The sequence below is a fragment of the Sphingopyxis lindanitolerans genome (assembly GCF_002993885.1).
Classification (GTDB): domain Bacteria; phylum Pseudomonadota; class Alphaproteobacteria; order Sphingomonadales; family Sphingomonadaceae; genus Sphingopyxis; species Sphingopyxis lindanitolerans.
The window spans coordinates 1,001,522-1,025,115 of the sequence record NZ_CM009578.1 but is presented as its reverse complement, the minus strand read 5'-3'; the positions used below and the strand labels follow the sequence as shown (position 1 = coordinate 1,025,115).

General features: G+C 66.5%; 20 protein-coding genes. 12 read left to right on the top strand and 8 right to left on the bottom strand.

Going from position 1 to position 23,594, the window contains the following annotated elements:
- Positions 1-75: 75 nt before the first annotated feature.
- The 3 genes from CVO77_RS04885 (at position 76) to rplA (ending at position 2,303) form a co-directional block, all read left to right on the top strand.
- Entirely contained in the window at positions 76-1,008 is a 933-nt protein-coding gene (locus CVO77_RS04885; RefSeq protein ID WP_106000646.1) for an acyl-CoA thioesterase, read from the top strand.
- A 160-nt stretch (positions 1,009-1,168) separates the two neighbouring features.
- A complete protein-coding gene (gene rplK, locus CVO77_RS04880; RefSeq protein WP_105998146.1) occupies positions 1,169-1,600 on the top strand; it encodes a 50S ribosomal protein L11 in 432 nt (143 codons plus the stop codon).
- Positions 1,601-1,604: 4 nt separating this feature from the next.
- Positions 1,605-2,303 carry a 50S ribosomal protein L1 gene (rplA, locus tag CVO77_RS04875; RefSeq protein WP_105998145.1) on the top strand — a complete coding sequence of 233 codons (699 nt, stop codon included), beginning with the start codon at positions 1,605-1,607 and terminating at the stop codon, positions 2,301-2,303.
- 394 nt (positions 2,304-2,697) lie between these two features.
- Here the strand turns inward: rplA and CVO77_RS04870 are convergent, their stop codons facing one another.
- The 3 genes from CVO77_RS04870 to CVO77_RS04860 all read right to left on the bottom strand — a co-directional run bounded on the left by CVO77_RS04870 (position 2,698) and on the right by CVO77_RS04860 (position 4,500).
- Positions 2,698-3,345 (bottom strand): heme exporter protein CcmB, encoded by a 648-nt coding sequence (locus CVO77_RS04870; protein ID WP_105998144.1) that lies wholly within the window; start codon positions 3,343-3,345, stop codon positions 2,698-2,700.
- Positions 3,346-3,460: 115 nt separating this feature from the next.
- Positions 3,461-4,045, bottom strand: coding sequence for a heme ABC exporter ATP-binding protein CcmA (ccmA, locus tag CVO77_RS04865; protein ID WP_106000645.1), 585 nt, complete (start codon positions 4,043-4,045; stop codon positions 3,461-3,463).
- Positions 4,046-4,068: 23 nt separating this feature from the next.
- Positions 4,069-4,500 carry a metallopeptidase family protein gene (locus CVO77_RS04860; protein WP_105998143.1) on the bottom strand — a complete coding sequence of 144 codons (432 nt, stop codon included), beginning with the start codon at positions 4,498-4,500 and terminating at the stop codon, positions 4,069-4,071.
- A 51-nt stretch (positions 4,501-4,551) separates the two neighbouring features.
- Between CVO77_RS04860 and CVO77_RS04855 the strand changes: the two genes are divergently transcribed.
- The 3 genes from CVO77_RS04855 to CVO77_RS04845 all read left to right on the top strand — a co-directional run bounded on the left by CVO77_RS04855 (position 4,552) and on the right by CVO77_RS04845 (position 9,284).
- Positions 4,552-4,839, top strand: a complete 288-nt coding sequence (locus CVO77_RS04855) for a 4a-hydroxytetrahydrobiopterin dehydratase (RefSeq protein WP_105998142.1) — start codon at positions 4,552-4,554, stop codon at positions 4,837-4,839.
- 156 nt (positions 4,840-4,995) lie between these two features.
- Positions 4,996-6,393 carry an amino acid permease gene (locus CVO77_RS04850; protein WP_105998141.1) on the top strand — a complete coding sequence of 466 codons (1,398 nt, stop codon included), beginning with the start codon at positions 4,996-4,998 and terminating at the stop codon, positions 6,391-6,393.
- Between the two features lie 92 nt (positions 6,394-6,485).
- On the top strand, positions 6,486-9,284 hold the full coding sequence (locus CVO77_RS04845) for a DUF3857 domain-containing protein (RefSeq protein ID WP_242446101.1): 2,799 nt from the start codon (positions 6,486-6,488) through the stop codon (positions 9,282-9,284).
- Positions 9,285-9,482: 198 nt separating this feature from the next.
- On the opposite strand, the gene CVO77_RS04840 is transcribed toward CVO77_RS04845, so the two are convergent.
- Both CVO77_RS04840 and CVO77_RS04835 read right to left on the bottom strand, forming a co-directional pair.
- Positions 9,483-9,800 (bottom strand): DUF2218 domain-containing protein, encoded by a 318-nt coding sequence (locus CVO77_RS04840; protein ID WP_105998140.1) that lies wholly within the window; start codon positions 9,798-9,800, stop codon positions 9,483-9,485.
- Complete coding sequence (locus tag CVO77_RS04835) at positions 9,800-10,354, bottom strand: PadR family transcriptional regulator (RefSeq protein WP_106000643.1); 555 nt, start codon at positions 10,352-10,354, stop codon at positions 9,800-9,802. The genes CVO77_RS04840 and CVO77_RS04835 overlap by 1 nt, the downstream gene beginning before the upstream one ends.
- A gap of 481 nt (positions 10,355-10,835) precedes the next feature.
- On the opposite strand from CVO77_RS04835, the gene rplJ reads away from it, so the two are divergent.
- Entirely contained in the window at positions 10,836-11,351 is a 516-nt protein-coding gene (gene rplJ, locus CVO77_RS04830; RefSeq protein WP_105998139.1) for a 50S ribosomal protein L10, read from the top strand.
- A 58-nt stretch (positions 11,352-11,409) separates the two neighbouring features.
- A complete protein-coding gene (gene rplL / locus CVO77_RS04825) occupies positions 11,410-11,781 on the top strand; it encodes a 50S ribosomal protein L7/L12 (RefSeq protein ID WP_106000642.1) in 372 nt (123 codons plus the stop codon).
- A gap of 98 nt (positions 11,782-11,879) precedes the next feature.
- On the opposite strand, the gene CVO77_RS04820 is transcribed toward rplL, so the two are convergent.
- Together CVO77_RS04820 and CVO77_RS04815 are read right to left on the bottom strand one after the other, a co-directional pair.
- Positions 11,880-12,848, bottom strand: a complete 969-nt coding sequence (locus CVO77_RS04820) for an LPXTG cell wall anchor domain-containing protein (protein WP_105998138.1) — start codon at positions 12,846-12,848, stop codon at positions 11,880-11,882.
- A 158-nt stretch (positions 12,849-13,006) separates the two neighbouring features.
- Positions 13,007-14,452: an 8'-apo-carotenoid 13,14-cleaving dioxygenase gene (locus CVO77_RS04815; RefSeq protein WP_105998137.1), complete on the bottom strand. Its 1,446-nt coding sequence runs from the start codon at positions 14,450-14,452 to the stop codon at positions 13,007-13,009.
- Positions 14,453-14,537: 85 nt separating this feature from the next.
- Here CVO77_RS04815 and CVO77_RS04810 point away from each other — a divergent pair, with 85 nt between their 5' ends.
- From CVO77_RS04810 to CVO77_RS04800, 3 genes are all read left to right on the top strand, one after another.
- A complete protein-coding gene (locus CVO77_RS04810) occupies positions 14,538-15,149 on the top strand; it encodes a TetR/AcrR family transcriptional regulator (RefSeq protein WP_105998136.1) in 612 nt (203 codons plus the stop codon).
- 100 nt (positions 15,150-15,249) lie between these two features.
- Entirely contained in the window at positions 15,250-17,061 is a 1,812-nt protein-coding gene (locus tag CVO77_RS04805; protein WP_105998135.1) for a sensor domain-containing diguanylate cyclase, read from the top strand.
- Between the two features lie 328 nt (positions 17,062-17,389).
- Positions 17,390-18,058 carry a DUF4197 domain-containing protein gene (locus CVO77_RS04800; protein WP_242446100.1) on the top strand — a complete coding sequence of 223 codons (669 nt, stop codon included), beginning with the start codon at positions 17,390-17,392 and terminating at the stop codon, positions 18,056-18,058.
- A gap of 209 nt (positions 18,059-18,267) precedes the next feature.
- Here CVO77_RS04800 and CVO77_RS04795 read toward each other — a convergent pair whose 3' ends face one another.
- On the bottom strand, positions 18,268-18,891 hold the full coding sequence (locus tag CVO77_RS04795; RefSeq protein ID WP_105998134.1) for a hypothetical protein: 624 nt from the start codon (positions 18,889-18,891) through the stop codon (positions 18,268-18,270).
- A 403-nt stretch (positions 18,892-19,294) separates the two neighbouring features.
- Between CVO77_RS04795 and rpoB the strand changes: the two genes are divergently transcribed.
- Positions 19,295-23,473 (top strand): DNA-directed RNA polymerase subunit beta, encoded by a 4,179-nt coding sequence (rpoB, locus tag CVO77_RS04790; protein WP_105998133.1) that lies wholly within the window; start codon positions 19,295-19,297, stop codon positions 23,471-23,473.
- The last annotated feature ends 121 nt before the right edge of the window (positions 23,474-23,594 follow it).

The following is a 23,594-nucleotide window of genomic DNA, read 5'->3' as shown; positions in this document are numbered from 1 at the left end:
CGCGGTTCGGTGCAGCGCAAGCTTGCCAGCGGCCCCCGCCTTCGCGGGGGCGACGAAAATGGGGCGGGCTTCGTTGTGACGACATTTTCTTCAGAGCAGATACAGGCGCGCATCGACCGCGCGCGCGCGGTCAACGCCAGCGTGTCCGCCGCCATGGTCGTCGCCGATGTCGCGCGGCTGTTCGATCTCGATCCGGTCCCCGGTGTCGAGGATGAATTCACCTTTCCCGCGCTGGCGACCACGGCGCGCGACCGCATCTTCGGCGGACAGGTGATCGCACAGGCGATGATCGCCGCGGCGCGCACCGTCGATCCCGGCAAGCAGGTCCATTCGCTCCACGCCTATTTCCTGCGCGGCGGCGACGAGACCAAGCCGCTGCATTTCCGCATCCACCGCGATTTCGACGGGCGCAGCTTCTCGAACCGCCGCGTCGTCGTGCGCCAGGACGGCAAGGTGATCTTCAACCTCACCGCCTCGTTCCAGGTGCCCGCGGCGGGTCTGGCGCACCAGGTGCCGATGCCCGAATTGCGACCCCCCGAAGACTGCTGGGACTTTGCCGATTTCGTCGCCGCCGACCCTCATATTTCCGACGAGCATCTGGCCCACATGGCGCGGCGCCGGCCGTTCGAGGTGCGCAGCTATCGCCCCCCCGCATCGGCGGGCGCGACGCAGCATTATCAATGGTTCCGCGCCGCGGCGCCGGTCGGCGACGATCCGCTGATCCACCGCGGCTTTCTGGCCTTTGCCTCCGACATGGGGCTGCTTTCCTCCGCAATGCTGCCGCACGGGGTGAATTTCTGGTCGCCGGGACTGGTTTCGACCAGCCTCGACCATGCGATGTGGTTCCACGGCGATATCCGCGTCGACGACTGGTTCGTTTTCGTGATGGACAGCCCGTGGACCGGCGGTGATCGCGGGCTGTGTCGCGGCTCCATCTATCGCCAGGACGGCACGCTGATCGCCACCGTCGTCCAGGAAGGGCTCGTGCGGTATCGGCCGCCGGCTTAGCTTCGTCATTGCATTTCCGGCCCGTTCCGTCTAACGGCGCCGCTTCGCATCAGACACGGTTGCGATTCCGCGCGGGAGGAAGGGGTGATGCCCTTCTGCTTGACCGCTTATTTTGAGCCCCGGACCAGGTCCGGGGCGACAGAAAGACAGGAGGCCATTCATGGCTAAGAAGATCAGCGGCTATATCAAGCTGCAAGTTCCGGCGGGGACCGCAAACCCCTCGCCGCCGCTCGGGCCGGCGCTGGGTCAGCGCGGCGTCAACATCATGGAATTCTGCAAGGCGTTCAACGCCGCGACCGGCGACATGGAAAAGGGTCAGCCGACCCCGACCATCATCACCGTTTTCGCCGACAAGAGCTTCACCTTCATCACCAAATCGCCCCCGGCGACCTATTTGATCAAGAAGGCCGCGAACCTGAAGACGGGTTCGAAGGAGCCGGGCAAGATCAGCGCGGGCACGATCGCGCGTTCGAAGCTCAGCGAAATCGCCGAGATCAAGATGAAGGATCTCAACGCCAACGACATCGAACAGGCGACGAAGATCATCGAAGGCAGCGCCCGCTCGATGGGCCTCGAAGTGACGGAGGGCTGAAGCGATGACCAAGCTGACCAAGAAGCAGAAAGCCCTTGAGGGCAAGGTCGACGCGCTGAAGCTGCACGGCGTCGATGAAGCGATCAAGACCATTCGCGACCTCGCCTCGGCGAAGTTCGACGAAACGCTCGAAATCGCGATGAACCTCGGCGTCGATCCGCGCCACGCCGACCAGATGGTCCGCGGCGTCGTGACGCTCCCCGCCGGGACCGGCAAGGACGTCAAGGTCGCGGTCTTCGCGCGCGGCGACAATGCCGACAAGGCGCTGGCCGCCGGCGCCGACAAGGTGGGCGCCGAAGACCTGATGGAAGACATGCTCGCGGGCAACCTCGACTATGGCCGCGTCATCGCGACGCCGGACATGATGGGCATCGTCGGCCGCCTCGGCAAGACGCTGGGTCCGAAGGGCCTGATGCCGAACCCGAAGTTGGGCACCGTCACCCCGAACGTCGCCGAAGCGGTCAAGGCCGCCAAGGGCGGCCAGATCGAATTCCGCGTCGAAAAGGTCGGCATCATCCACGCCGGCATCGGCAAGCTGTCGTTCGGCGAGGAAAAGCTGCGCCAGAATTTCGACGCTTTCGTCGACGCGATCGTCAAGGCCCGGCCCGCCGGCGCCAAGGGCAAATATGTCCGCAAGATCGCGCTGTCGTCGTCGATGGGCCCGGGCGTGAAGGTCGATACGGCCGACATCACCGGCGCCTGATTTCAGGCACGATGAATTAGGGAAGGGCCGGGGGAAACTCCGGCCCTTTTCTTATGGGCTGTTTGGGGTGGGGAGCGGACGTTGAAGGATGGCGCTGATGTCCCCTCCCGCAAGCGGGAGGGGCAGCGAGACTTGCGAACTTGTTCGCTAGCCGCAGCGGGGTGGGCCATTGCGACGCCGCTGCCCACCCCCATCCCCTCCCGCCCGCGGGAGGGGAGAGCAGCCGTCCGCAATCAGTCGATTGCAGGCTTTAAACCTCGTCATGCTGAACTCGTTTCAGCATCCATGGCCTGAGTTCTCGTCCAGCGCCGCGCTGAAGGAGACGTCCGGCCATGGACCCTGAAACAAGTTCAGGGTGACGATGAAAGAGATGTCGCCTTCCGGTCGAAAGCCGCTATTCCCGCAGCCCCCTGAGCGCTGCCCCCGCCGCAAACGGACCGATCACCGTCAGCAACAGACTCGCCGCCGACAGCAGTTTCACCGCCCCGCGCCCCGACGGGTCGAGCATCCCGGCGCCGAAGATCAGCAGCGGCACCGCGAGCGGCAGGACGAGCAGCCCGCCGATCGCGCTGCCGCCTTTCAAATTCGCGGTCAGCGCCGCGCTCAGCACCGCGAGCGAGGCCAGCGCCGGGATCGCGATCAGCAGCCCGGTCGCCAGCGTTTCGACGCGCGCGGCATCCTGCGCGAGGAGAGCGGCGGCGGGGAGCAGCGCGATCAGCAGCGGCAGGCCGAAGCCGATCGCGTGGGCGGCGATCTTGATCGCGGCAATCACTTCGTCGGCGAAGCCGCGCACCGCGAGCTGGTCGAGCACCCCCGCCTCGCGGTCGGGGCGGACGAGGCGGTCGATCGGCAGCAACGCCGCGAGCAGCGCCGCGACCCAGATCATCCCGCCGCCCGTCCGTGCGAGCAAGGGTGCGTCGGGGCCGACCGCAAAGGGAAAGGCAGTCGCGACGAGCAGGAAGAACAGCACCGGTAGCCACAGCGCCCCGCTGCCCCACGCGCGCCGAAGGTCGCGCCAGAAGAGCGCGATCAGCGCGGTCATTGCACGCCTCCGTCATTGCGAGGAGCGTAGCGACGAAGCAATCTCCAGCCATCGACCATGCGCAAGGCCGATGGCTGGAGATTGCTTCGCTCCGCTCGCAATGACGGGAACCGGATCACGCCAGCGCCCCCATATCCAACTCGGCCAGATCATCGATCCCCAGCGCAAAATGTGACGCCAGCAGCACCGCGCCGCCATTGGCGCGGTGGCGCGCGATCGCCGCCACCAGCCGCGCCTGCGCAGCGTCGTCCATGCCGTTCGCGGGCTCGTCGAGCAGCCAGATCGGCGCGCCGCTGGCGATCACCCGCGCCATCGCGGCGCGCTTGCGCTGGCCGGTCGACAGCATCGCCACCGGCACTTCGGCGAGCGGCGCCAGCGCCATGTCGGCCATCGCGCGGGTCACCGCCTGGCCGTCGACGGTATCGATCCGCGCCCAGACATCGAGCGCGCGGCGCAAGGGGAGTTCGGCGTCGAGCGCCGCCGCTTCGTCGATCAGCGCCACGCGCTCGCGGTGCTCGACCGTTCCCGCGGCGGGGCGGAGCAGCCCGGCGACGAGGCGGATCAGGCTCGACTTGCCCGCGCCGTTCGGCCCGCGCAGCCAGAGCGCATCGCCGCGCGCCAGCGCCAGCGACAGCCCCTCGAACAGCAGCCGGTCGCCGCGGATGCACGCCACCCGGTCGAGCCGCAGAAGCTCGCTCACGCCCCCCGCGCGCGGAGGCGCGCTCACGCCATAGCCTCGAGCGCGTGCATATCGTCGTCGGAAAAGCCGAAATGATGGCCGATCTCGTGGACCAGCACATGGCGCACCAGCCCATCGAGCCGCTCGCCCTCCTCGATCCATTCGACGAGGATGGGGATGCGATAGAGCGTCACCCGGTCGGGCATGCCGCCGCTGTGGTCGATGCTGCGCTCGGTCAGCGGGCGCCCTTCGTAGAGGCCGGTGAGGTCGTAGGGATGGTCGATGCCGAGCGAAGCGAGCATTTCGTTGTCGGCGAATTCCTCGACGGCGAGGACGACGCCCTCGATATGCGGCTTGAACACCGCGGGCAGCGTTTCGAGCGCCGCCTCGGCCATCGCGAAGATCGCGTCGGCGTCGGGAGCGCTGCCGGTCCAGGCGCCGGACAGATCGGGGGGAAAGGCACTCTTGTCGCTCATCGCGCCCTTCCTTATGGCGGCGGGCAGGGATTGACCAGCGGGAGAAAAGAGATGGTCCGGAAACTCGACGATGCCGAGCGCGCGGCGCTGTTCGCCCGCTTTCCCGAATGGGCGCACGAGCCCGCGCGCGATGCGATGACCCGGCGGTTCCAGTTCGACGATTTCGCGCAGGCGTTCGGCTTCATGACCAGCGTCGCGATCCTTGCCGAAAAGATGGACCATCATCCCGAATGGTCGAACGTCTATAACCGCGTCGACATCCTGCTGACGACGCACGACGCGGACGGATTGTCGGCGCGCGACGCGAAGCTGGCGGAGGCGATCGAGGGACTGCTCTGACGGCAGACGGCAGGAAGCGACCGCCGATAAACCCCTCCTCTTCAGAGGAGGGGATGAAGAAACCGGCGCTTCCCGTTCCCAGACAACCCTTGTTGTTATCTTGCGCTGACGCATCACTCCCTTACAAGCAGCGCAAAGACCAGGGGGAGCCACCGCATGTCCGACAGCCTGCTGCGCCGCAAGATCATCGTTCGGGACCAGCCGCACGGCCACGGGCTCGCGCGGACGCTGAGCTGGCCGCATCTGGTCGCGCTGGGGGTCGGGGCGATCGTCGGCACCGGCATTTTGACGCTGATCGGCGTCGGCGCCGACAAGGCGGGGCCGGCGGTGATCCTGTCCTTTGTCGTCGCGGGGCTGATCTGCGCCTGCGCGGCGCTCGCCTATGCCGAGATGGCGACGATGATCCCCGCGTCGGGCAGCGCCTATACCTATAGCTATGTGGTGATCGGCGAGCTGATCGCCTGGGTCGTGGGGTGGAGCCTGATCCTCGAATATTCGCTGGTGGTGAGCGCGGTCGCGGTCGGCTGGTCGGGCTATGCCGCGCCCTTGCTGCACGCCTGGGCCGACGTGCCGATGACGCTGATGCAGGGGCCGGAGCTTGGCGGCATCGTCAACCTGCCGGCGGTCGCGATCATCGCGGTCGTCGCCGGGATGCTGCTCTTCGGCACCCGCGAAAGCGCGACGGTGAACGCGATCCTGGTGCTGGTGAAGATCGCCGCGCTGGTCGTGTTCGTCGCGGTGGCGCTGCCCGCCTTCAACGCCGCCAATCTGGAGCCGTTCAGCCCCTATGGCTTTGCCAAGCATATGGGGGCCGACGGGGTCGAGCGCGGGGTGATGGCGGCGGCGGCGATCATCTTCTTCGCTTTCTATGGCTTCGACGCGATCGCGACCGCGGCCGAGGAAACGAAAAATCCCGACCGCGACCTCAAGATCGGGATCGTCGGATCGATGATCGCCTGCGTCATCATCTATATCGCGGTCGCGGTCGCGGCGGTCGGCGCCGTTTCCTACAGCCGCTTCGCCAACAGCCCCGAACCGCTGGCGCTGATCCTGCGCGAACTGGGGCAGGCGCGCGCCGCGCAATATCTGGGCATTTCGGCGGTCGTCGCGCTGCCGACCGTCATCCTCGCCTTTTTCTTCGGGCAAAGCCGCATCTTCTTCACCATGGCGCGCGACGGCCTGCTCCCGGCCAGCCTCGCCAAGCTGTCGGCGCGCGGGACGCCGGTGCGGATCACCATCTTTACCGCGATCGTCGTCGCGATCCTCGCCGGCTTCATCCCGCTCGACGAACTGGCGGCGCTCGCCAATGCGGGGACGCTCGCCGCCTTCACCGCGGTGTCGGTGTGCATGTTGATCATGCGTGTCCGTGCTCCGCAAGCGCCGCGCACCTTTCGCGCGCCGATGCCGTGGGTCATCGGCACCATCGCGGTGCTCGGCTGCTTCTACCTCTTCCTCAGCCTGCCGGTAAAGACGCAGACCTGGTTCGGCATCTGGAACGTCGCCGGGCTTGCCGTCTATTTCCTCTATGCCCGGCGCAACGCCGTCGCGACCTGACCAACGGGCGCATTGCGGCACCAAAAGCGGTTGCATTGAACACCTTGCCCATGCAGGCAAGGCGAAGGGCAGAGGGACAGGGGGATGAAGCGATGACCCGATGGGGGCGGTTGGCGCTGGCGGCGACGATGCTGGTCGCGCCGGCGAGCGTGGCGATGGCGGGCGAGCAGCCGCTCTATGAACCGGCGCCGGCGTGGATCACCCCGGCCAAGCTGGCCGATCCGCAAAATGTGACCGGCGGGATCGCAGTGCTCGATTTCCAGCAGCGCATCGACGGCGCCACGGTGTGGAATTATGCCGACACCGCGATCAAGCTCAGCACCCCCGAAGAACTGTCGCAATATAGCAATATCACCGTCGCCTGGGCGCCCGACAAGGGCGACCTGATCATCCACCAACTGGCGATCCTGCGCGACGGGGTGGAAATCGACGCGCTGGCGGGCGGGCAGAAATTCACCGTGCTGCGCCGCGAGCAATCGCTCGAACAGCGCGAGCTGACCGGCATCCTGTCGGCGACGCTGCCGGTCGAGGGGCTGCGCGCCGGGGACATATTGCGGCTGCGCATGTCGACGACGATCAAGGACGGCGCGCTCGGCGGGCGGGCGCAGGCGACGATGCCGCTGATCGCCGAACCGGTGCGGATCGCGCAGGCGGGATACAAGCTCTCGTGGCGCGCCGACGAAGCGACGCGGTGGAAGATATTGGCGAACGGCGCCGAGCCCAAGGCGCGGCGAAACGGCGATTTCATGGAGCTGCCGGTCGCGCTGCCGCTGCCCAAGCCGACCGAACTGCCGAACGACGCGCCGGTCCGCTATCAGCGGCTGCCGATCATCGAGGCGTCGACCTTTACGAGCTGGACCGATGTGTCGAAGGTGATGGCGCCGCTCTATGCGACCGAGGGCACGATCGCGGCGGGCAGTCCGCTGGCGGGCGAGGTCGCCACGATCATGGCGGCGACCGACGACCCGGTGCAGCGCGCGGCGATGGCGCTGCAACTGGTGCAGGACAAGATCCGCTATCTCGCGGTCGGGATGGACGGCGGCAATTATGTGCCGCAGCCGCCCGCCAGGACGTGGGACGTGCGCTATGGCGACTGCAAGGCCAAGACGCTGCTGTTGCTGGCGCTGCTGCGTGCGATGAAGATCGACGCCGAGCCGGTGATGGCGCACGCTTCGCTTGGCGACATGGTGCCGTCGCGCGTGCCGAGCGCGCTCGCCTTCAACCATGTGCTGGTGCATGCGACGATCGGCGGCGACAGCCTGTGGCTCGACGGGACGATGCTCGGCACCCGGCTGGGCGACATTCGCGATACCCCCGCGCTCGGCTATGTGCTGCCGGTCCGCGCCGAGGGCGCCGAGCCGGTGAAGATCGCGCTGCACGCCCCGGCGCGGCCCGCCATCGACCTTCAGATCGTGGCCGACGAAAGCACCAGCATCGACCTGCCGTCGGTGATCGATCTCGACATGGTCGTGCGCGGCCAGCTCGCCAATTTGCTGACGCTGGCGGGGTCGCAGCTCGGGCCGAAGGAAGCGCGCCAGCTGTATGAACAATTCCTCGGCCATTATGTCGGCGAGGCGCAATATGGCACGCTGACCGCGACCCCCGATACCGCCGACGGCAGCGTGACGGTCAAGGCGCGCGGCGTGTTCGGATCGGGGTGGGAACGCCAGGATCTGCGCACCGAGCGCTGGATTTCGCGCGTGCCCGACCTGATTTCGTTCGAACCCGACCGCGCCCGCGCCGCGTGGGCCGATATCCCGGTCGCGACCCCGGCGCCCGACCGCGCGCGCTATCGGCTGCGCATCAAGCTGCCCGATGGCGGGCGCGGCTATACGATCGACGGTGTGGCGCCGCTGGACGATCGCCTTGCCGGTTATGACGTCGATCGGTCGGTGACGCTGGCCGACGGCATGGTCACCGTCGACGAGATGCTGACCTCCTCGGGCGTCGAGATTCCGGCGGCCGGGGTGGCGGCCGAGCGCGACAGGGTGGCGACGCTCCTTGCCCGCACCCCGCGCCTCGTCGCGCCCGACACCGCGACGCGGCGCTGGAACCTGGCGCAGGCGGCCTCGCGCTCGCAGCTCGACGCGATCGAGACCATCTACAAGAAACAAGCCGCCGAGGCCGACGAGGAAAATATCACCGCGCTGACCAGCAGCGCGTCGTTCCAGCGGGGAATCGGCGATTACAAGGGCGCGGCGGCGATGCTGACGCGGCAGATCGCGCTGTTGCCGTCGGCCGATGCCTATCTGGCGCGCGCTTCGGCGCGGCGCGAGATGGGCGACAGCGCCGGCGCGCTGGCCGATGCCGAGGAGGCGCGCAAGCTCGACCCGTCGTCGATCGCCGCGATATCGACCGTCGCCAACCTGACCGCCGAGCGCGGCGACGTCGCCGCGGCGACGAAGATGTTCGACGAGCGGATCGCGCTGGGCGGCAAGACGCGCGACGATTATCGCGTGATGAAGGCGGCGCTGGTCGGCGAATATGGCGACGCGCAGGCCGCGATCGCCGAACTCGACGCGGTGATCGCGGCCAAGCCGGGCAATCCGGCGATGCTGAACCAGCGCTGCTGGATCAAGGCGACGCGCAACGTCGCGCTCGATACCGCGCTCAAGGATTGCACGTCGGCGATGGAACTCAGCGACAGCAGCGCCGCGATCCTCGACAGCCGCGCGCTCGTCTGGATGCGCATGGGGCGCGACGAGGATGCGCTGCGCGATCTCGACGCCGCGCTGCTCCAGGTGCCGGCTATGGGGTCAAGCCGTTTCCTTCGCGCGATCGTCTACAAGCGGGCCGGGCGCGCGTCGGACGCCGCCGCCGACCTCGCGATCGCACGCCGGATGTCGCCGTCGATCGAGCGCGATTATGCACGGTTCGGGCTGAAGCCTTAGGGCATCATCCAACCCCGTTCGTGTCGAGCGAAGTCGAGACACCCATCGTCGTGGAGCAAGGCCGATGGGTGTCTCGACTTCGGCCGAGGCCGAAGTTTATCCTGAGCGCCTGCCAAAGCAGTCGAAGGGCTCGACACGAACGGATAAAGGGCGGTGCAGATTAAACGCACGCCGCTCTAAAGGCTCGTTGCTCGAGCCTCAGCTCCGCTGCCAGTCGAACGCCAGCGGCGCCTCCCGAAACGCGAAGCGGTCGAGGTGGCGCGCGACGACGCCCTTCATCGCTTCCAGATGCTCGTCGCTGCTGGCGTCGATGCGGACCGACAGCGCGCCCGGTCCGGCATCGAAGGTCACCAGCGCGTCGGTCGCCCATTCGGCGCCGCGCGCATCCCTGGGGAAGGTCACGGTGCCATGCTCGGGGGTAAAGACGACCGCGAGATTATGCTGCCAATGCTTGCAGAGCTGCTGGAGATATTTGCTCGCATGGTCGGTGGGCGCCTGGGCGGCTGCGCTGCGCATCACAGCCGCTCGATCTTTTGCGCGGCCTCGTCGATCAGCGCGACGATGTCGTGCAGCGTCGCCTCCTCAAGGTCGCGGTCGCCGAGGCGGTTCATCAGCACGGCCTTGAGATTGCCCATCGCGCGGCGGACCGACGCGCTGTCGGTGCGCTGGCGCTCGTCGCCGACCTCGGTCAGGCGGGCGATCAGCGCTTCGATGGCGCCCTGGTTGGCTTCGAGTTCGACCCGGCCGGCCGCGGTGATCGCGAATAATTTCTTCGCGCCGTCGCTGTCGGCCGCCTCGATCAGCCCCATATCGTCCAGCAGGGTGAGGGTGGGGTAGATGACCCCCGGACTCGGCGCATAGGCGCCGCCGGTCAGCTCCTCGATCCGGCGGATCAGGTCATAGCCGTGGCGCGGTTCGTCGGCGATCAGCTTGAGCAGCACGAGCCGCAATTCGCCCCCGTCGAACATCCGCCGACGGCGTCCGCGCCCATCGTCGTCATGCCCGTGACGCCCTCCAAAGCCGCGGCCGAAGCCGCCGCCATGACCAAAGCCGCGTCCGCCGCGGTGCATCGCCTCGCGCATCGCGCGGTGCAGGGCATGACGCTTGTCGCACCCATGTCGATTCATTGTCTGTCGCATCTTAAACTCCTTCATGCGATTCGATGCGTCTAAGATATATCTTGAAACAGACTTTGCAAGAGGCTTGATATGCGCTGCGCGGCACTTTCGCCAACTTCCGCCGATATTCTTGACTTCCAGCCCATTCCGGCTATGAGCGCCTCCGTGTTGCCGCGGGTTCGCCTGCGACAATTCCGTCCGAGACAGTTGGTGAAGGGGATTTGCCCTTCTTAATGTCCAGCCGAGACGGGGAACAGTCTTTTATCGGTCGCCCGCCTGGTCCGCCAGGTGACGCGGCTTGACCGACCCCATCGGACATCGTTGCGCGAAGGACAGGCGGGATTCGTCCCGCATGGCTTTTGCGTGTGTTAGTCGCCCGGCGGCGCGCGTGCTTCGGCGCGCGGGCATCCGGGCAGATGAGTGGAGTATAGGCATGGATCGTACGGAAAAGGCCGAAGCCGTATCCTCGCTGAACGCTACGCTGTCGTCAGCTGCCTCGGTTGTGGTCGTCCGCAACCTTGGCATGACCGTCGCCCAGTCGACGGTGCTGCGCCAGCAAATGCGCGATGCAGGGGCCGACTTTCGCGTCACGAAGAACCGTCTTGCCAAAATCGCGCTCGATGGCACGTCCTACACCGGCATCGGCGATCTGCTGACCGGTCCCACGGCACTCGCAACCTCGACCGATCCGGTCTCGGCTGCAAAGATCGCCGTGGAATTTGCCAAGACCAACGACAAACTTGAAATCGTTGGCGGCGGCATGGGCGACGTGGTCCTCGACGTGAATGGCGTCAAAGCGCTTGCTTCGCTTCCCTCGCTCGACGAGCTGCGTGCCAAGATCATCGGTCTGGTGCAGGCTCCGGCCACCAAGGTTGCGCAGATTGCCGCAGCCCCGGCGGGCCAGTTGGCGCGGGTTTTTGGCGCATATGCCGCCAAAGAAGCAGCGTGATTTCGAACTGAACTGAAAAATGTTGCCGGGATATCCCGGCTTGAGATGGAGAATGAACATGGCTGATCTTGCAAAGATCGTTGAAGAACTGTCGGCTCTGACCGTCCTCGAAGCGGCTGACCTGTCGAAGCTGCTCGAAGAAAAGTGGGGCGTTTCGGCCGCCGCTGCCGTTGCTGCCGCTCCGGCCGCTGCCGCTGCTGGCCCGGCTGCTGAAGAGCAGACCGAATTCGACGTCATCCTGACGGGTGACGGCGGCAACAAGATCAACGTCATCAAGGAAGTCCGCGCGATCACCGGCCTGGGTCTTGGCGAAGCCAAGGCGCTCGTCGAAGGCGCGCCGAAGGCCGTCAAGGAAGGCGTGAACAAGGCGGAAGCCGAAGAGCTGAAGAAGAAGATCGAAGCTGCCGGCGGCACCGTCGAACTGAAGTAATCAGCTTCGCCTCGGGAGGGTTCGCTCTTCCGCGCTTGCGAAAAAGAGAAAGGGCGGCGCCGCGAGGCACCGCCCTTTTTCGTATTTGGGGTCAGGATCTAATTGCGCGTCCAGCCGGGTTTCAACTCCTTGCGGGCGCGGCCGGGATCGAGGCGGCGGACTTCCTGCTCGGCCGGAGCCGCGGGAGCCGCGCGCTGCGAGATTTCCCAGGCACTGACCGGCGTGCGGCGCATGTCCTTCTGCCCGGCAAGCGTCGCTTCATATTCGGCGCGCTCCTGCCGGTCGAGGAAGCGCGCGCGGGCGAGCCGCTTGCCCAGCGTCGCAAAGGGATTGTCGGTCGTCGGGCCTGCCATCGCCATCGCTTCGTGGCGTCCCATGCTGCCGCTCGGCGCGGCGGCGAAGCTGGGGGTGGTCGGCGGCGCCACTGGGTCGGGCGCGGGGTCGCTCGCCATCGCGGCGGTGCCCGGAACCCATTCGGCATCGGCGGCCACGTTGTCGAACTCCCAGACCTCGCGCGCCGCGCGGCGACGGCGGACGACAGCGAGCCCGATGCCGCCGACCAGCAGCAGCGCGGCGGCGCCGCCCGCGATCTCCCACGGCAGGCTGTCGTCGCCGGTGGCCGTGGCCATCGGTTCGGGCAGCGCGGGCGCTGCTTCAGCGACCGGCTCGGCCGGAATCGGAACCGGGGTGGCGAGGGGTGCGACCTCCGCGATGGCTGGAGCCGCTGCGGGGGTGACGGGGGTCGCCCTGGCGCGCGGCGCAGCGGGGGCAGGTTCGGCAGCGCGGGGCTTCGCAGCGACGCGCTTAGCCGCCGCCGGGGCCTTCGGCTCGGCGGCCTTTGGCGCGGGTTCGGCGGGCGCGATGTCGAGCGGGACGCGGATGACGGGCTGCGGTGCGGGCATTTCGGCCACCGGCGGTGCGGCGGGCGCGGGGATCGTCGTTGGCGCGACGGGCGGGGTCATCGTCACCGTCGGCGCTTCCTGCGCGAAGGCCGCAGGGGTGGACAGGGCCAGGAACGCGGCAATCGCGCTCGTGGCGGGGCGGGAGAGGGCGATGGTTTTTATCATAGTGAAGGACGAACGAACGGCGCGCGAAAAGCGCTGCTGTCAGGGCCGATTTCCACGACGAATCGTGTCCGCCGGACGGCATGGCGAGCATCGCGCGCCGATTCACTCTCGATCGGGGGCGTTTTCCGCCTGTTGCAATCGGGCCTCCCGAATGCGGGTCAATCCGCGACCCAGTTGCCGTGGAAGCCCGGGGGAACGCGATGCGGCAGGTGGACGACGGCCTGCGGCGACCCGGTAAAATCGTCGGCGTTGAGGATGACGAGATCGGTCGTCTGCTGGTTCATGTCGACGACGAGCCCGATCAGCCAGCCGTCGTCCTCGGCGCCCTGCTCGCCGCGCGGCACGAAGACGAACTCGCCGGGGTGCCGTCCGGGACCGAAGTCGTGGATCGCGGTGGCGCCGCTTTCGAGGTCGTGGCGGAACAGCCGCGTGTCGGCGAGCTGCCATTCGGCATCCTCGCCTTCGGGGATCGCGACGCTGTAGATATAGCGATAGGGGCGCGTCGTCCGCCGTTCGTCGTAGCGCGGAAATTCCTGCGCCTGATCGTGAAGGACGGTGCGGGTGGTCGTGCCGGCGACAGGGTCGATCGTCCAGCGTTCCAGGCGCGATTTCTCACTGTCGGGGCCGCGCTTCGATTGCGCGAACATCGTTTCGTGCGCGACGACATCGACGATCACCTTGCCGTCGTCGGTCTCGTGCGCGTTGGCGGGATGGAAGACATAGCAGGGCTCGACCGGCACCCAGATGATCTCGTCGCCGCGGCCATTCCTGGGGAGAAGGCCGACGCGCGCCGGATGCGCGTCGTTCCACGCATAGGGGAAGCTGTAACCCGCGAGCAGCGACTTCATCGAGAAGGTGACGGGAAGGTCGAAGACGAGCACGTAATTTTCGGTGATCGCGCAGTCGTGGATCGACGGGCCGTCGGCAACCGCGACAGCTTCCTCGCGGATGACATGGGCGTGGGCGTCGAGGACGACGTGCCAGACGCTGTTCGGCGCGTCGCCCTTGTAGGTGATCGCGTGGAACTCGCCGGTGAAGGGGTCTTGGTGCGGGTGCGCGGTGTAGCTGCCGGCCAGCGTGCCGTCGAACGGGTTGTGCGCGATGGTGTTCAGCTCATAGCCGAGTTGGACCGGCTTGCCGCCCGCCTCGACGATCGCGAAGGTGCGGCCCGCGATGCCGACGACATTGGTGTTGGGGGCGTCGAAGCCGCCATCCTCGCGCGGGCCGGCGGGAATCGCCTCGCCCAGCGCCGCGCACGCCTCGGTGCCGCGCACCCAGCGGTTGCGATACCAGTCGGCCCTGCCGCCCTCGATGCGGATGCCATGAACCATGCCGGCGCCCGAGAACCAGTGATAGCTTGCGGGGTCGGGCGGGGTCGCCGGGTTCGGGCCGTTGCGAAGATAGCGGCCTTTGAGAGCGGCCGGGATGTCGCCATCGACGCGCAGTTGGTCGAGCGTGAACTCTTCCTCCATCGGCGCGTGGATGCCGGTCAGGAAAGGATGGGCGTCGGCCGGGCGGGGAAGGCGCTTGCGGTTGAAATCGGCGACCTTGCCGATCCCTTTCTTGACCGCACCGCGGATCAGGGTTTCCACATTGCTCGCCATGTCGATGCTCCTTAAGCGGAAGTTGGAGAAAGTGCCGCGCAGCGTATGGGTTGCGTCGGCGACTCGAAATGTTTACGGTGGCAACATGATCGAAGAAGATAACAGTGTCAACATAAAAAGCGCCGGAGCGAAGGCGGCGGGCGCCTATCATCATGGCGACCTGCGCGCGGCGGTGATCGCGGCGGGGCTGAAGCGGCTCGAGCAAGGCGACGGCGCCGAACTGGGGCTGCGCGCGCTGGCGCGCGACGTCGGGGTCAGCGCGACCGCGCTCTATCGGCATTTTCCCGACAAGGAGGCGCTGCTCGACGCGCTCGCCGACGAAGGGCTGCGGCGCCTCGGCGCCTTGCAGGCGCAGGCCTGGCTCAAGGCGGGCGGCGGACGCGGCGGTTTTCTGGCGATCGGCGTCGCTTATGTCCGCTTCGCGCACGACGAACCCGCGGTCTTTCGCCTGAGCTTCACGCGCCAGATGCCCGACCGCCAGCAGCAGGAGGGCACCGACGGCGGCGAGGTCGCCTATAACCTGCTCCGCGCCGGTGTCGCGCAGGCGATGCCGCACCTTGAAAATGCGGAAGGTGCCGCGCTGCACGCCTGGTCGCTCGTCCACGGGCTCGCGATGCTGGTGCTCGACCGGCGTATCGCGTGGGACGAAGCGCTGGTCGAGCAGGTGGTGGGGATGACCTTCGGCGGCGTCGACTGACGTCGCCGCGCCGCGAAAGCGCATGATCTTGCGACGAAATGCGGCAAGGCCGCGGTCGATATTAGCGGTTTATTTTCCCGTTTTCGGTTAGGCGGGAATCATGAAGCGGTCGCTCTCCCCCGGAGTCGAGACGGCGTTCTGGTCGCTGCTGACGCTGGCCGGCTATGCCCTGCTTGCCAGCCTGTCGCTTCACGCGACCCGGGGCGCCGACAATATCGCCGCGATCTGGCCGCCGAGCGGCTATTTCCTGGCGCTGCTGTTGCTGATGCCCGCGCGTGCCCGCGCCGCGTCCTTCATCGCGATGGCCGTCGCCAGCATCGCTGCGAACATGCTGAGCGGGACGAGCGCGCTCGTCGCGGCGGCCTTCACGGTCGCGAATGTTGCCGAAGCCGGGGCGGCGCTGTGGCTGATCCGCCGCCGCGTGCCGGGCGATCTGTCGTTCATGGAGCCGCGCGCGGTCGCCAATTTCTGTATCGCGGTGCTGGCGGCGGGGGCGCTCAGCGCCTCGATCGCCGCCGCGCTGCTCGGGATGCTCGACGCCGCGAGCCTTGCCGGTCGCGGCCTCGATTTCTTCCTGTCGTGGCTGACCACCGTGACGCTTGGCCTGCTGATCGTCGCGCCGCCGATCGTGATGCTCGCGCGGCTGATCGATTCGCGCGCGCTCGGCAATGTCCCGCGCGCGACGATCGCCGAGGCGGTCGCACTCCTGATCTTTGCGGCGGCGCTGACCGTGGCCTGTTTTTCGCAAGCGCATTTTCCCGCGACCTTCCTGCCGACCGTCGCGGTGATCGCCGCTTCCTATCGGCTCGGCCCCTTTGGTGCCGCCGCGGGGATGCTGATCGTCGCGATCATCGCGTCGTGGATGACGGGGCAGGGGTTCGGTCCGGTCGCGGCGATCGAGGGCAGTCAAAAGGGCAAGATACTGTTCCTGCAATTCTATTTTATCACCCTGCTGTTCACCGCGCTGCCGCTTGCGGCGCTGCTGGTGGTGCAGCGCCGGCTCGCCAAGCGGCTCGAGCAGAGCAATCGCTGGCTGCTCCAGGCCGAAGCGGCGGCGCTCGTCGGCCATTGGCGCGTCGACCTTGTCCGCTGGACGATCCAATGGTCCGATCAGGCCTATCGCGTCCACGGGCTCGAGCCCGGCGAGATGGTCGGCGTCGACTATAGCGTCGAGCAATATCTGTCCGAGGACCGCGCGGCGGTGCGGGCGATATTGAGACAGGCGGTGCAGACCGGCGAGCCGTTCGAATATCAGGGCCGGATCGTGCGCGCCGACGGCGCGATCCGCCATGTGAAATCGCACGGTTCGATCGAAAGGGGACGCGGCGGGCGGGCGGTGGGCATCTTCGGCACCGTCCAGGATGTGACCGAGACGGTCGAGAATGCCCGTATCCTCGAGGCGGCGCGCAGCGCGGCCGAGCGCGTCGCCAATACCGACATGCTGACCGGCCTGCCGAACCGCCGCCACACGCTTGCCTTTCTGGACGCCGCGCTGGTCGGCGCGCGCGATCAGGGCGTGCCGCTGGCGGTGGCGATCTTTGACATCGATCATTTCAAGCGGATCAACGACGATCATGGGCACGCCGCCGGCGACGAAGTGATCCGCCGCGTCGCGCGCCGGGCCCGGGCGTCGCTGCGCGATGAGGATCTGGTCGGCCGTTTCGGCGGCGAGGAATTCGTCTGCATCCTTCAGCGATCGAGCGCGCAGGCGGCCGAAATCGTCGCCGAACGCCTCCGCTCGGCGATCGAGGCCGAAGGGCGCGCGGACGAGGAGCTGCCGCCGGCGACGGTCAGCGTCGGGCTGGCGGTCTATGACGGCGAAGGCGACATCGAGGCGCTGCTCCACCGCGCCGACCAGGCGCTCTACCTCGCCAAGCGCGAGGGGCGGAACCGGCTGCGCATGGCGGCGTAGCGGCGGCGAACGGGCGTTGTGGCTTCGCTGGATGGAACGGACGTGGAGGAAGGGCCGGAGGCGACTGATTGCGGACGGCTGCTCTCCCCTCCCGCAGGCGGGAGGGGTTGGGGGTGGGCAGCGGCGTCGCAATGGCCCACCCCGCTGCGGCTAGCGAACAAGTTCGCAAGTCTCGCTGCCCCTCCCGCTTGCGGGAGGGGACATCAGCGCCATCCTTCAACGTCCGCTCCCCACCCCTAAACCGCCCTTTCCAGTCGCGGCTGGCGAAGTGGCTTTGGCGGGACCGGTTTTGCTGATAAACCCGCCTCTTACGGAGTGGGAGAAGGTCATGGACCAGGATCGAGAATGGATGGCGCGGCGGATGCTGCTCGCGGGTGCGGCCGGACTGGCGGTGGCGGGCCTGATCCCCGCCGCGCTGGCGAAAACGTCGAAGCCCGGCGTCAAGGGGTTGATCGCCAATGCGTCGGACACCGCGCTCGACCGGCTGGCGCAGCCGGGTGCCTTCTATGCCGACACCGCGGTGCGCATCCTGCTTCCCGGCACGAGCGGCAAGCTCGCGTCGAAATTGCTCGGCGCGGGCGACAGGCTGGGGCTGACGACCGGGCTGACCAAGAGCCTGAACGACGCGGGCGGCAAGGCGGCGGGCGAAGCGAAACCGCTGTTCCGCGCCGCGATCGACAATCTGGGCTGGAACGACATGCCGTCGCTGGTGTCGAAAAACGATGGCGCGACCCGCTATCTGCAATCGAGCGCGGGCGGCCTGCTCGGTGACAAGGTGCGGCCGCTGATCGCGGGAGCGCTGGACGAGGTTGGCGCCTATCGTCAGCTCGACCAGCTATCGGGCAGCAGCCAATTGCTCTCGATCGCGGGACTCAGCCATGATGGGTTGACCAATTCGGTCACCGACCAGGCGCTGAAAGGCATCTTCCTCTATATGGGCAATGAGGAAGCGGCGTTGCGGAGGAATCCGGGCAAGCTGCTCAAGGGGATATTCTAGGCGGCCTGAACAATGCCGCGCTTGCAGGAACCGCGGCATTGGGGTGGGGAGTTGCCTTTCAATTTCGTCACCCTGAACTTGTTTCAGCATGACGATGGGGAGGAGTCGATTCCCATCGACCCCATGTTCGCGAAGCGGCCGCGGCGCCAAGGAAAAAGGCGCGAGAGCTTTGCCCTCGCGCCTTTTTGGCATCCGCCGGATCGGGTGGATCAGTTGGTGGATTCCGGGGCCGGTTCGGCGTCGGCCGCTGCGCCGGTGTCCGTGGCCGTGTCGCCCGGAGCCGCCGCGTCGGGGGCCTTGGCTTCGGCGACTGCCGCAGCGAACTGTTCGGCGGAGAAGCTGGTCGACAGACCCGCCGCCGCGACGAAGAAGGCCTTGCGCGGCAGGCGGACGTCGCCCTGCGCGGTGGTGACGACGACGCCGTCGGCGTCGGCAGTCTTGACCTTGCCGATGACCGAACTGCCGTTCACGCCCTTGATATCAGCGCCCGGCTGGAGCGCGGCGGTGAGCTGCGCGTCGGCGGCGGCGGCCTGCTGGTCGAGCGCGGCGGTAAGCTGCGCGAGCGTCAGCGTGATTGCGGTGCCCTTGTCGGTCTGCATGAAAGCGCTCGCGGGAAGCGCGGCGGGCTTGTCGCCGACGGTGACGACGACGGTCGCGCCGTCGGAGCTGGCGATCGGGCCGATTTCCTGGCCTTCGCTGTCGTGGACGATCGTGCCGGGGGTAAGGGTCACGCCCGGAGCGGCGGCGGGCGCCGCCTGTGCGAACGCGGGCGCACCGCCGGCGATCGCCATTCCGAGGGCAAGGGGCGCTAGAAATCCTGCATGTTTACGCATCGTCGTGCTTTCTCCTGACGTTTTGAACGGTCGAGACGCTTGAACGCGCGAAAGCCGCATAGGCCATGCCAAAATGGTCGAGCCGTGGCGGGAGCGGGATGAATCGTGTTCTGTCCTGAGGTGGAACAGGATTTTAGGGGGGCTGATCGACGACAATCCCAAGGTCCGCTCCTATCTCGACACCTCCCTGCTTCCATTGACACTCGGCCTCCCCAATCCTATATCGCGTCCACACCCGATCGTCCGGGAAGCGGCCTGACTTTGCGCAACGGGCCACAGGAATAGGGCGGTAGGGATTTCAGGATGCGTTGGAAAGCTGCGGTAAACCGGCAACGGTTGGTCGCGGCCTTTTTGCGTCTCTGCTGCGCTCGCGAGCTATTTTACGAAGGCGAGACAATCACTTATGGCGACCAAGGCGAAGTCGGTGGGCAAGACCCTCGAAGCAACCGCAAGCAAGCGAATCCGCAAGCTGTTCGGCAATATCCACGAAGCGGTGGAAATGCCCAACCTCATCGAGGTGCAGCGCGAATCCTATGAGCAGTTCCTGCGCTCGGATCCGTCGGTCGGCTATGTTTCGGGTCTCGAAAAGACGCTGCGCAGCGTTTTCCCGATCCGCGATTTCGCCGGCACCGCCGAGCTCGACTTCGTCCATTACGAACTCGAAGCGCCGAAGTACGACGTCGATGAGTGCCGCCAGCGCGGCATCACCTACGCGGCGCCGATGAAGGTCACGCTGCGCCTGATCGTCTTTGAAGTCGACAGCGAAACCGACACGCGCTCGGTGCTCGATATCAAGGAGCAGGACGTCTATATGGGCGACATGCCGCTCATGACGCAGAACGGCACCTTCTTCGTCAACGGCACCGAGCGCGTCATCGTGTCGCAGATGCACCGTTCGCCGGGTGTGCTCTTCGACCATGATCGCGGCAAGACCCACTCGTCGGGCAAGTTCCTGTTCGCCGCGCGCGTGATTCCGTATCGCGGCTCGTGGCTCGACTTCGAGTTCGATGCCAAGGACATCGTCAACGTCCGTATCGACCGCAAGCGCAAGCTGCCGGTCACCAGCCTGCTCTATGCGCTGGGCATGTCGGGCGAGGAAATCCTCAACACCTTTTATGACCGCCTGGTCTTCGAGCGCGCCGAAAACGGCTGGCGCGTGCCGTTCATGGTCGAAAACTGGCGCGGCGCGAAGCCCGCGTTCGACGTCGTCGACGCCAAGACCGGCGAAGTCGTCTTTGCCGCCGGCCACAAGATCAGCCCGCGCCTCGCCAACAAGGCGGCGAAGGACGGTCTCGACACGCTGCTGATCCCGACCGAGGAAATCTTCGGCCGCTACAGCGCCTATGACCTGGTCAACGACGCCACCGGCGAAATCTATATCGAGGCCGGCGACGAAGTGACCGCCGAAAATCTGGAAAAGATCGACGGCGCGGGCATCGAAAAGCTCGAACTGCTCGACATCGACCACAACAACACCGGCCCGTGGATCCGCAACACGCTGAAGGCCGACAAGGCCGAGGACCGTGACCAGGCGCTGTCGGACATCTACCGCGTCATGCGCCCCGGCGAACCGCCGACGCGCGAGACGGCCGAAGCCTTGTTCGGCGGTCTGTTCTTCGATTCCGAGCGCTATGACCTGTCGGCGGTTGGCCGCGTCAAGCTCAACATGCGTCTTGGCCTCGACGCCGAGGATACGGTGACGACGCTGCGCAGCGAGGACATCCTCGCCGTGGTCAAGGAGCTGGTGAACCTGAAGGACGGCAAGGGCGAGATCGACGATATCGACAATCTCGGCAACCGCCGCGTGCGTTCGGTCGGTGAGCTGCTCGAAAACCAGTATCGCGTCGGCCTGCTCCGCATGGAACGCGCGGTGAAGGAACGCATGTCGTCGGTCGACGTGTCGACGGTGATGCCGAACGATCTGATCAACGCCAAGCCTGCGGTCGCCGCCGTGCGCGAATTCTTTGGTTCGTCGCAGCTCAGCCAGTTCATGGATCAGACCAACCCGCTGTCCGAAGTGACCCACAAGCGCCGCGTGTCGGCGCTCGGGCCGGGCGGGCTTACCCGCGAGCGCGCGGGTTTCGAGGTCCGCGACGTTCACCCGACCCACTATGGCCGTATCTGTCCGATCGAAACGCCCGAAGGCCCGAACATCGGTTTGATCAACAGCCTCGCCACCTTTGCGCGGGTCAATAAATATGGCTTCATCGAAACGCCGTATCGCAAGATCATCGACGGCAAGGTGACCAACGAGGTCGTCTATCTGTCGGCGATGGAGGAATCGAAGCACACGGTCGCGCAGGCGAACGCCGACCTCAACCCCGACGGCAGCTTCATCGACGAGCTGATCTCGGCGCGCGAGGCGGGCGAGTTCCTGATGGCGCCGCGCGACCAGATCACGCTGATGGACGTGTCGCCGAAGCAGCTTGTTTCGGTCGCGGCCTCGCTGATCCCCTTCCTCGAAAACGATGACGCCAACCGCGCGCTGATGGGTTCGAACATGCAGCGCCAGGCGGTGCCGCTGCTTCGCGCCGAGGCGCCGGTCGTCGGCACCGGCATGGAAGGCACGGTCGCCTGCGATTCGGGCGCGGCGATCGCGGCGCGCCGCGGCGGCGTGATCGACCAGGTCGATGCGACCCGCATCGTCATTCGCGCCACCGACATGGTCGAACCCGGCAAGTCGGGCGTCGACATCTATCGCCTTCAGAAGTTCCAGCGTTCGAACCAGAACACCTGCATCAACCAGCGTCCGCTGGTGAAGGTGGGCGAGATCGTCCGCACCGGCGACATCATCGCCGACGGTCCGTCGACCGAGCTGGGCGAGTTGGCGCTGGGCAAGAATGTGCTCGTCGCGTTCATGCCGTGGAACGGCTATAATTATGAGGATAGTATCCTCATCAGCGAACGCATCGTGAAGGACGACGTCTTCACCTCGATCCACATCGAGGAATTCGAAGTCACCGCGCGCGACACGCGGCTTGGGCCGGAAGACATCACCCGCGACATTCCGAACGTCGGCGAGGAAGCGCTGCGCAACCTCGACGAGGCGGGCATCGTCTATATCGGCGCCGAAGTCGGCCCGGGCGATATCCTGGCGGGCAAGATCACCCCGAAGGGCGAAAGCCCGATGACGCCGGAAGAAAAGCTTCTCCGCGCCATCTTCGGTGAAAAGGCGAGCGACGTGCGCGACACCTCGCTGCGCCTGCCGCCGGGCGTGTCGGGCACGGTCGTCGAGGTTCGCGTCTTCAACCGTCACGGTATCGACAAGGACGAACGTGCGATCGCGATCGAACGCGAGGAAATCGAGCGGCTGAAGCAGGATTCGGACGACGAGCGCGCGATCCTCAACCGCGCGACCTTCTCCAGCCTCAAGGACCTGCTGATCGGTCAGACGACCAGCGCGGTGCCGAAGGGCCTGAAGAAGGGCGACGAGGTGACCGAGCAGATGCTGATCGATCTCGACCGCGCCGACTGGTGGAAGCTCGCCGTCGTCGAAGACAGGGCGCAGACCGCCCTCGAAGCGATCAAGGCGCAGTATGACGACGCGATCAAGCGGATCAACGCGAAGTATGAGGATCGCGTCGAAAAGCTCCAGCGCGGCGACGAACTCGCCCCCGGCGTGCTCAAGATGGTCAAGGTCTTCGTCGCGGTGAAGCGCAAGCTGCAACCGGGTGACAAGATGGCCGGCCGTCATGGCAACAAGGGCGTCATCAGCCGCATCCTGCCGAACGAGGACATGCCGTTCCTCGAAGACGGGACGCCGGTCGATATCGTGCTGAACCCGCTGGGCGTGCCGTCGCGCATGAACGTCGGGCAGATTCTGGAAACGCATCTTGGCTGGGCTTCGCGCGGCCTCGGGCAGCAGGTCACGCAGGCGCTGGAGGATTGGCGCGACGCCAACCCCGACGCGACCGGCGGCGAGATGCCCGAAGCGGTGCGTGACCAGTTGGAGCATGTCTATGGCGCCGAATATGCCGATGACATCAAGTCGCGCAGCGCCGAAAGCATCGTCGAGCTGGCGTCGAACCTGAAGGTCGGCGTGCCGTTCGCGACGCCGGTGTTCGACGGCGCGAAGGAAGCCGACGTCACGAACATGCTGACCCTCGCGGGGCTGCATGAATCGGGTCAGTCGGACCTGTATGACGGCCGCACCGGCGACAAGTTCGACCGCAAGGTGACCGTGGGCTACATCTATATGCTGAAGCTCCATCACCTGGTCGACGACAAGATCCACGCGCGTTCGATCGGGCCGTACAGCCTCGTCACCCAGCAGCCGCTGGGCGGTAAGGCGCAGTTCGGCGGCCAGCGCTTCGGTGAAATGGAAGTGTGGGCGCTCCAGGCCTATGGCGCGGCCTATACGCTCCAGGAAATGCTGACGGTGAAGTCCGATGACGTGATCGGCCGCACCAAGGTTTACGAAGCGATCGTCAAGGGCGACGACACGTTCGAGGCCGGCATTCCCGAAAGCTTCAACGTGCTCGTCAAGGAAATGCGCTCGCTGGGCCTCAACGTCGAACTTTCTTCCTATGCGGAAGAGGATCCCGACAACGCCCCGGATGCCCTTCCCGAAGCCGCCGAATAAGCCATCTCACCCTTCCCCTTCGGGGGAGGGGCCGGGGGTGGGGTCTCGCGAGGCAGAGCCAAGCCGAGACACTCCACTCCAACCCCTCCCCTGAAAGGGAGGGGCTAAGCGAGGAACCTGA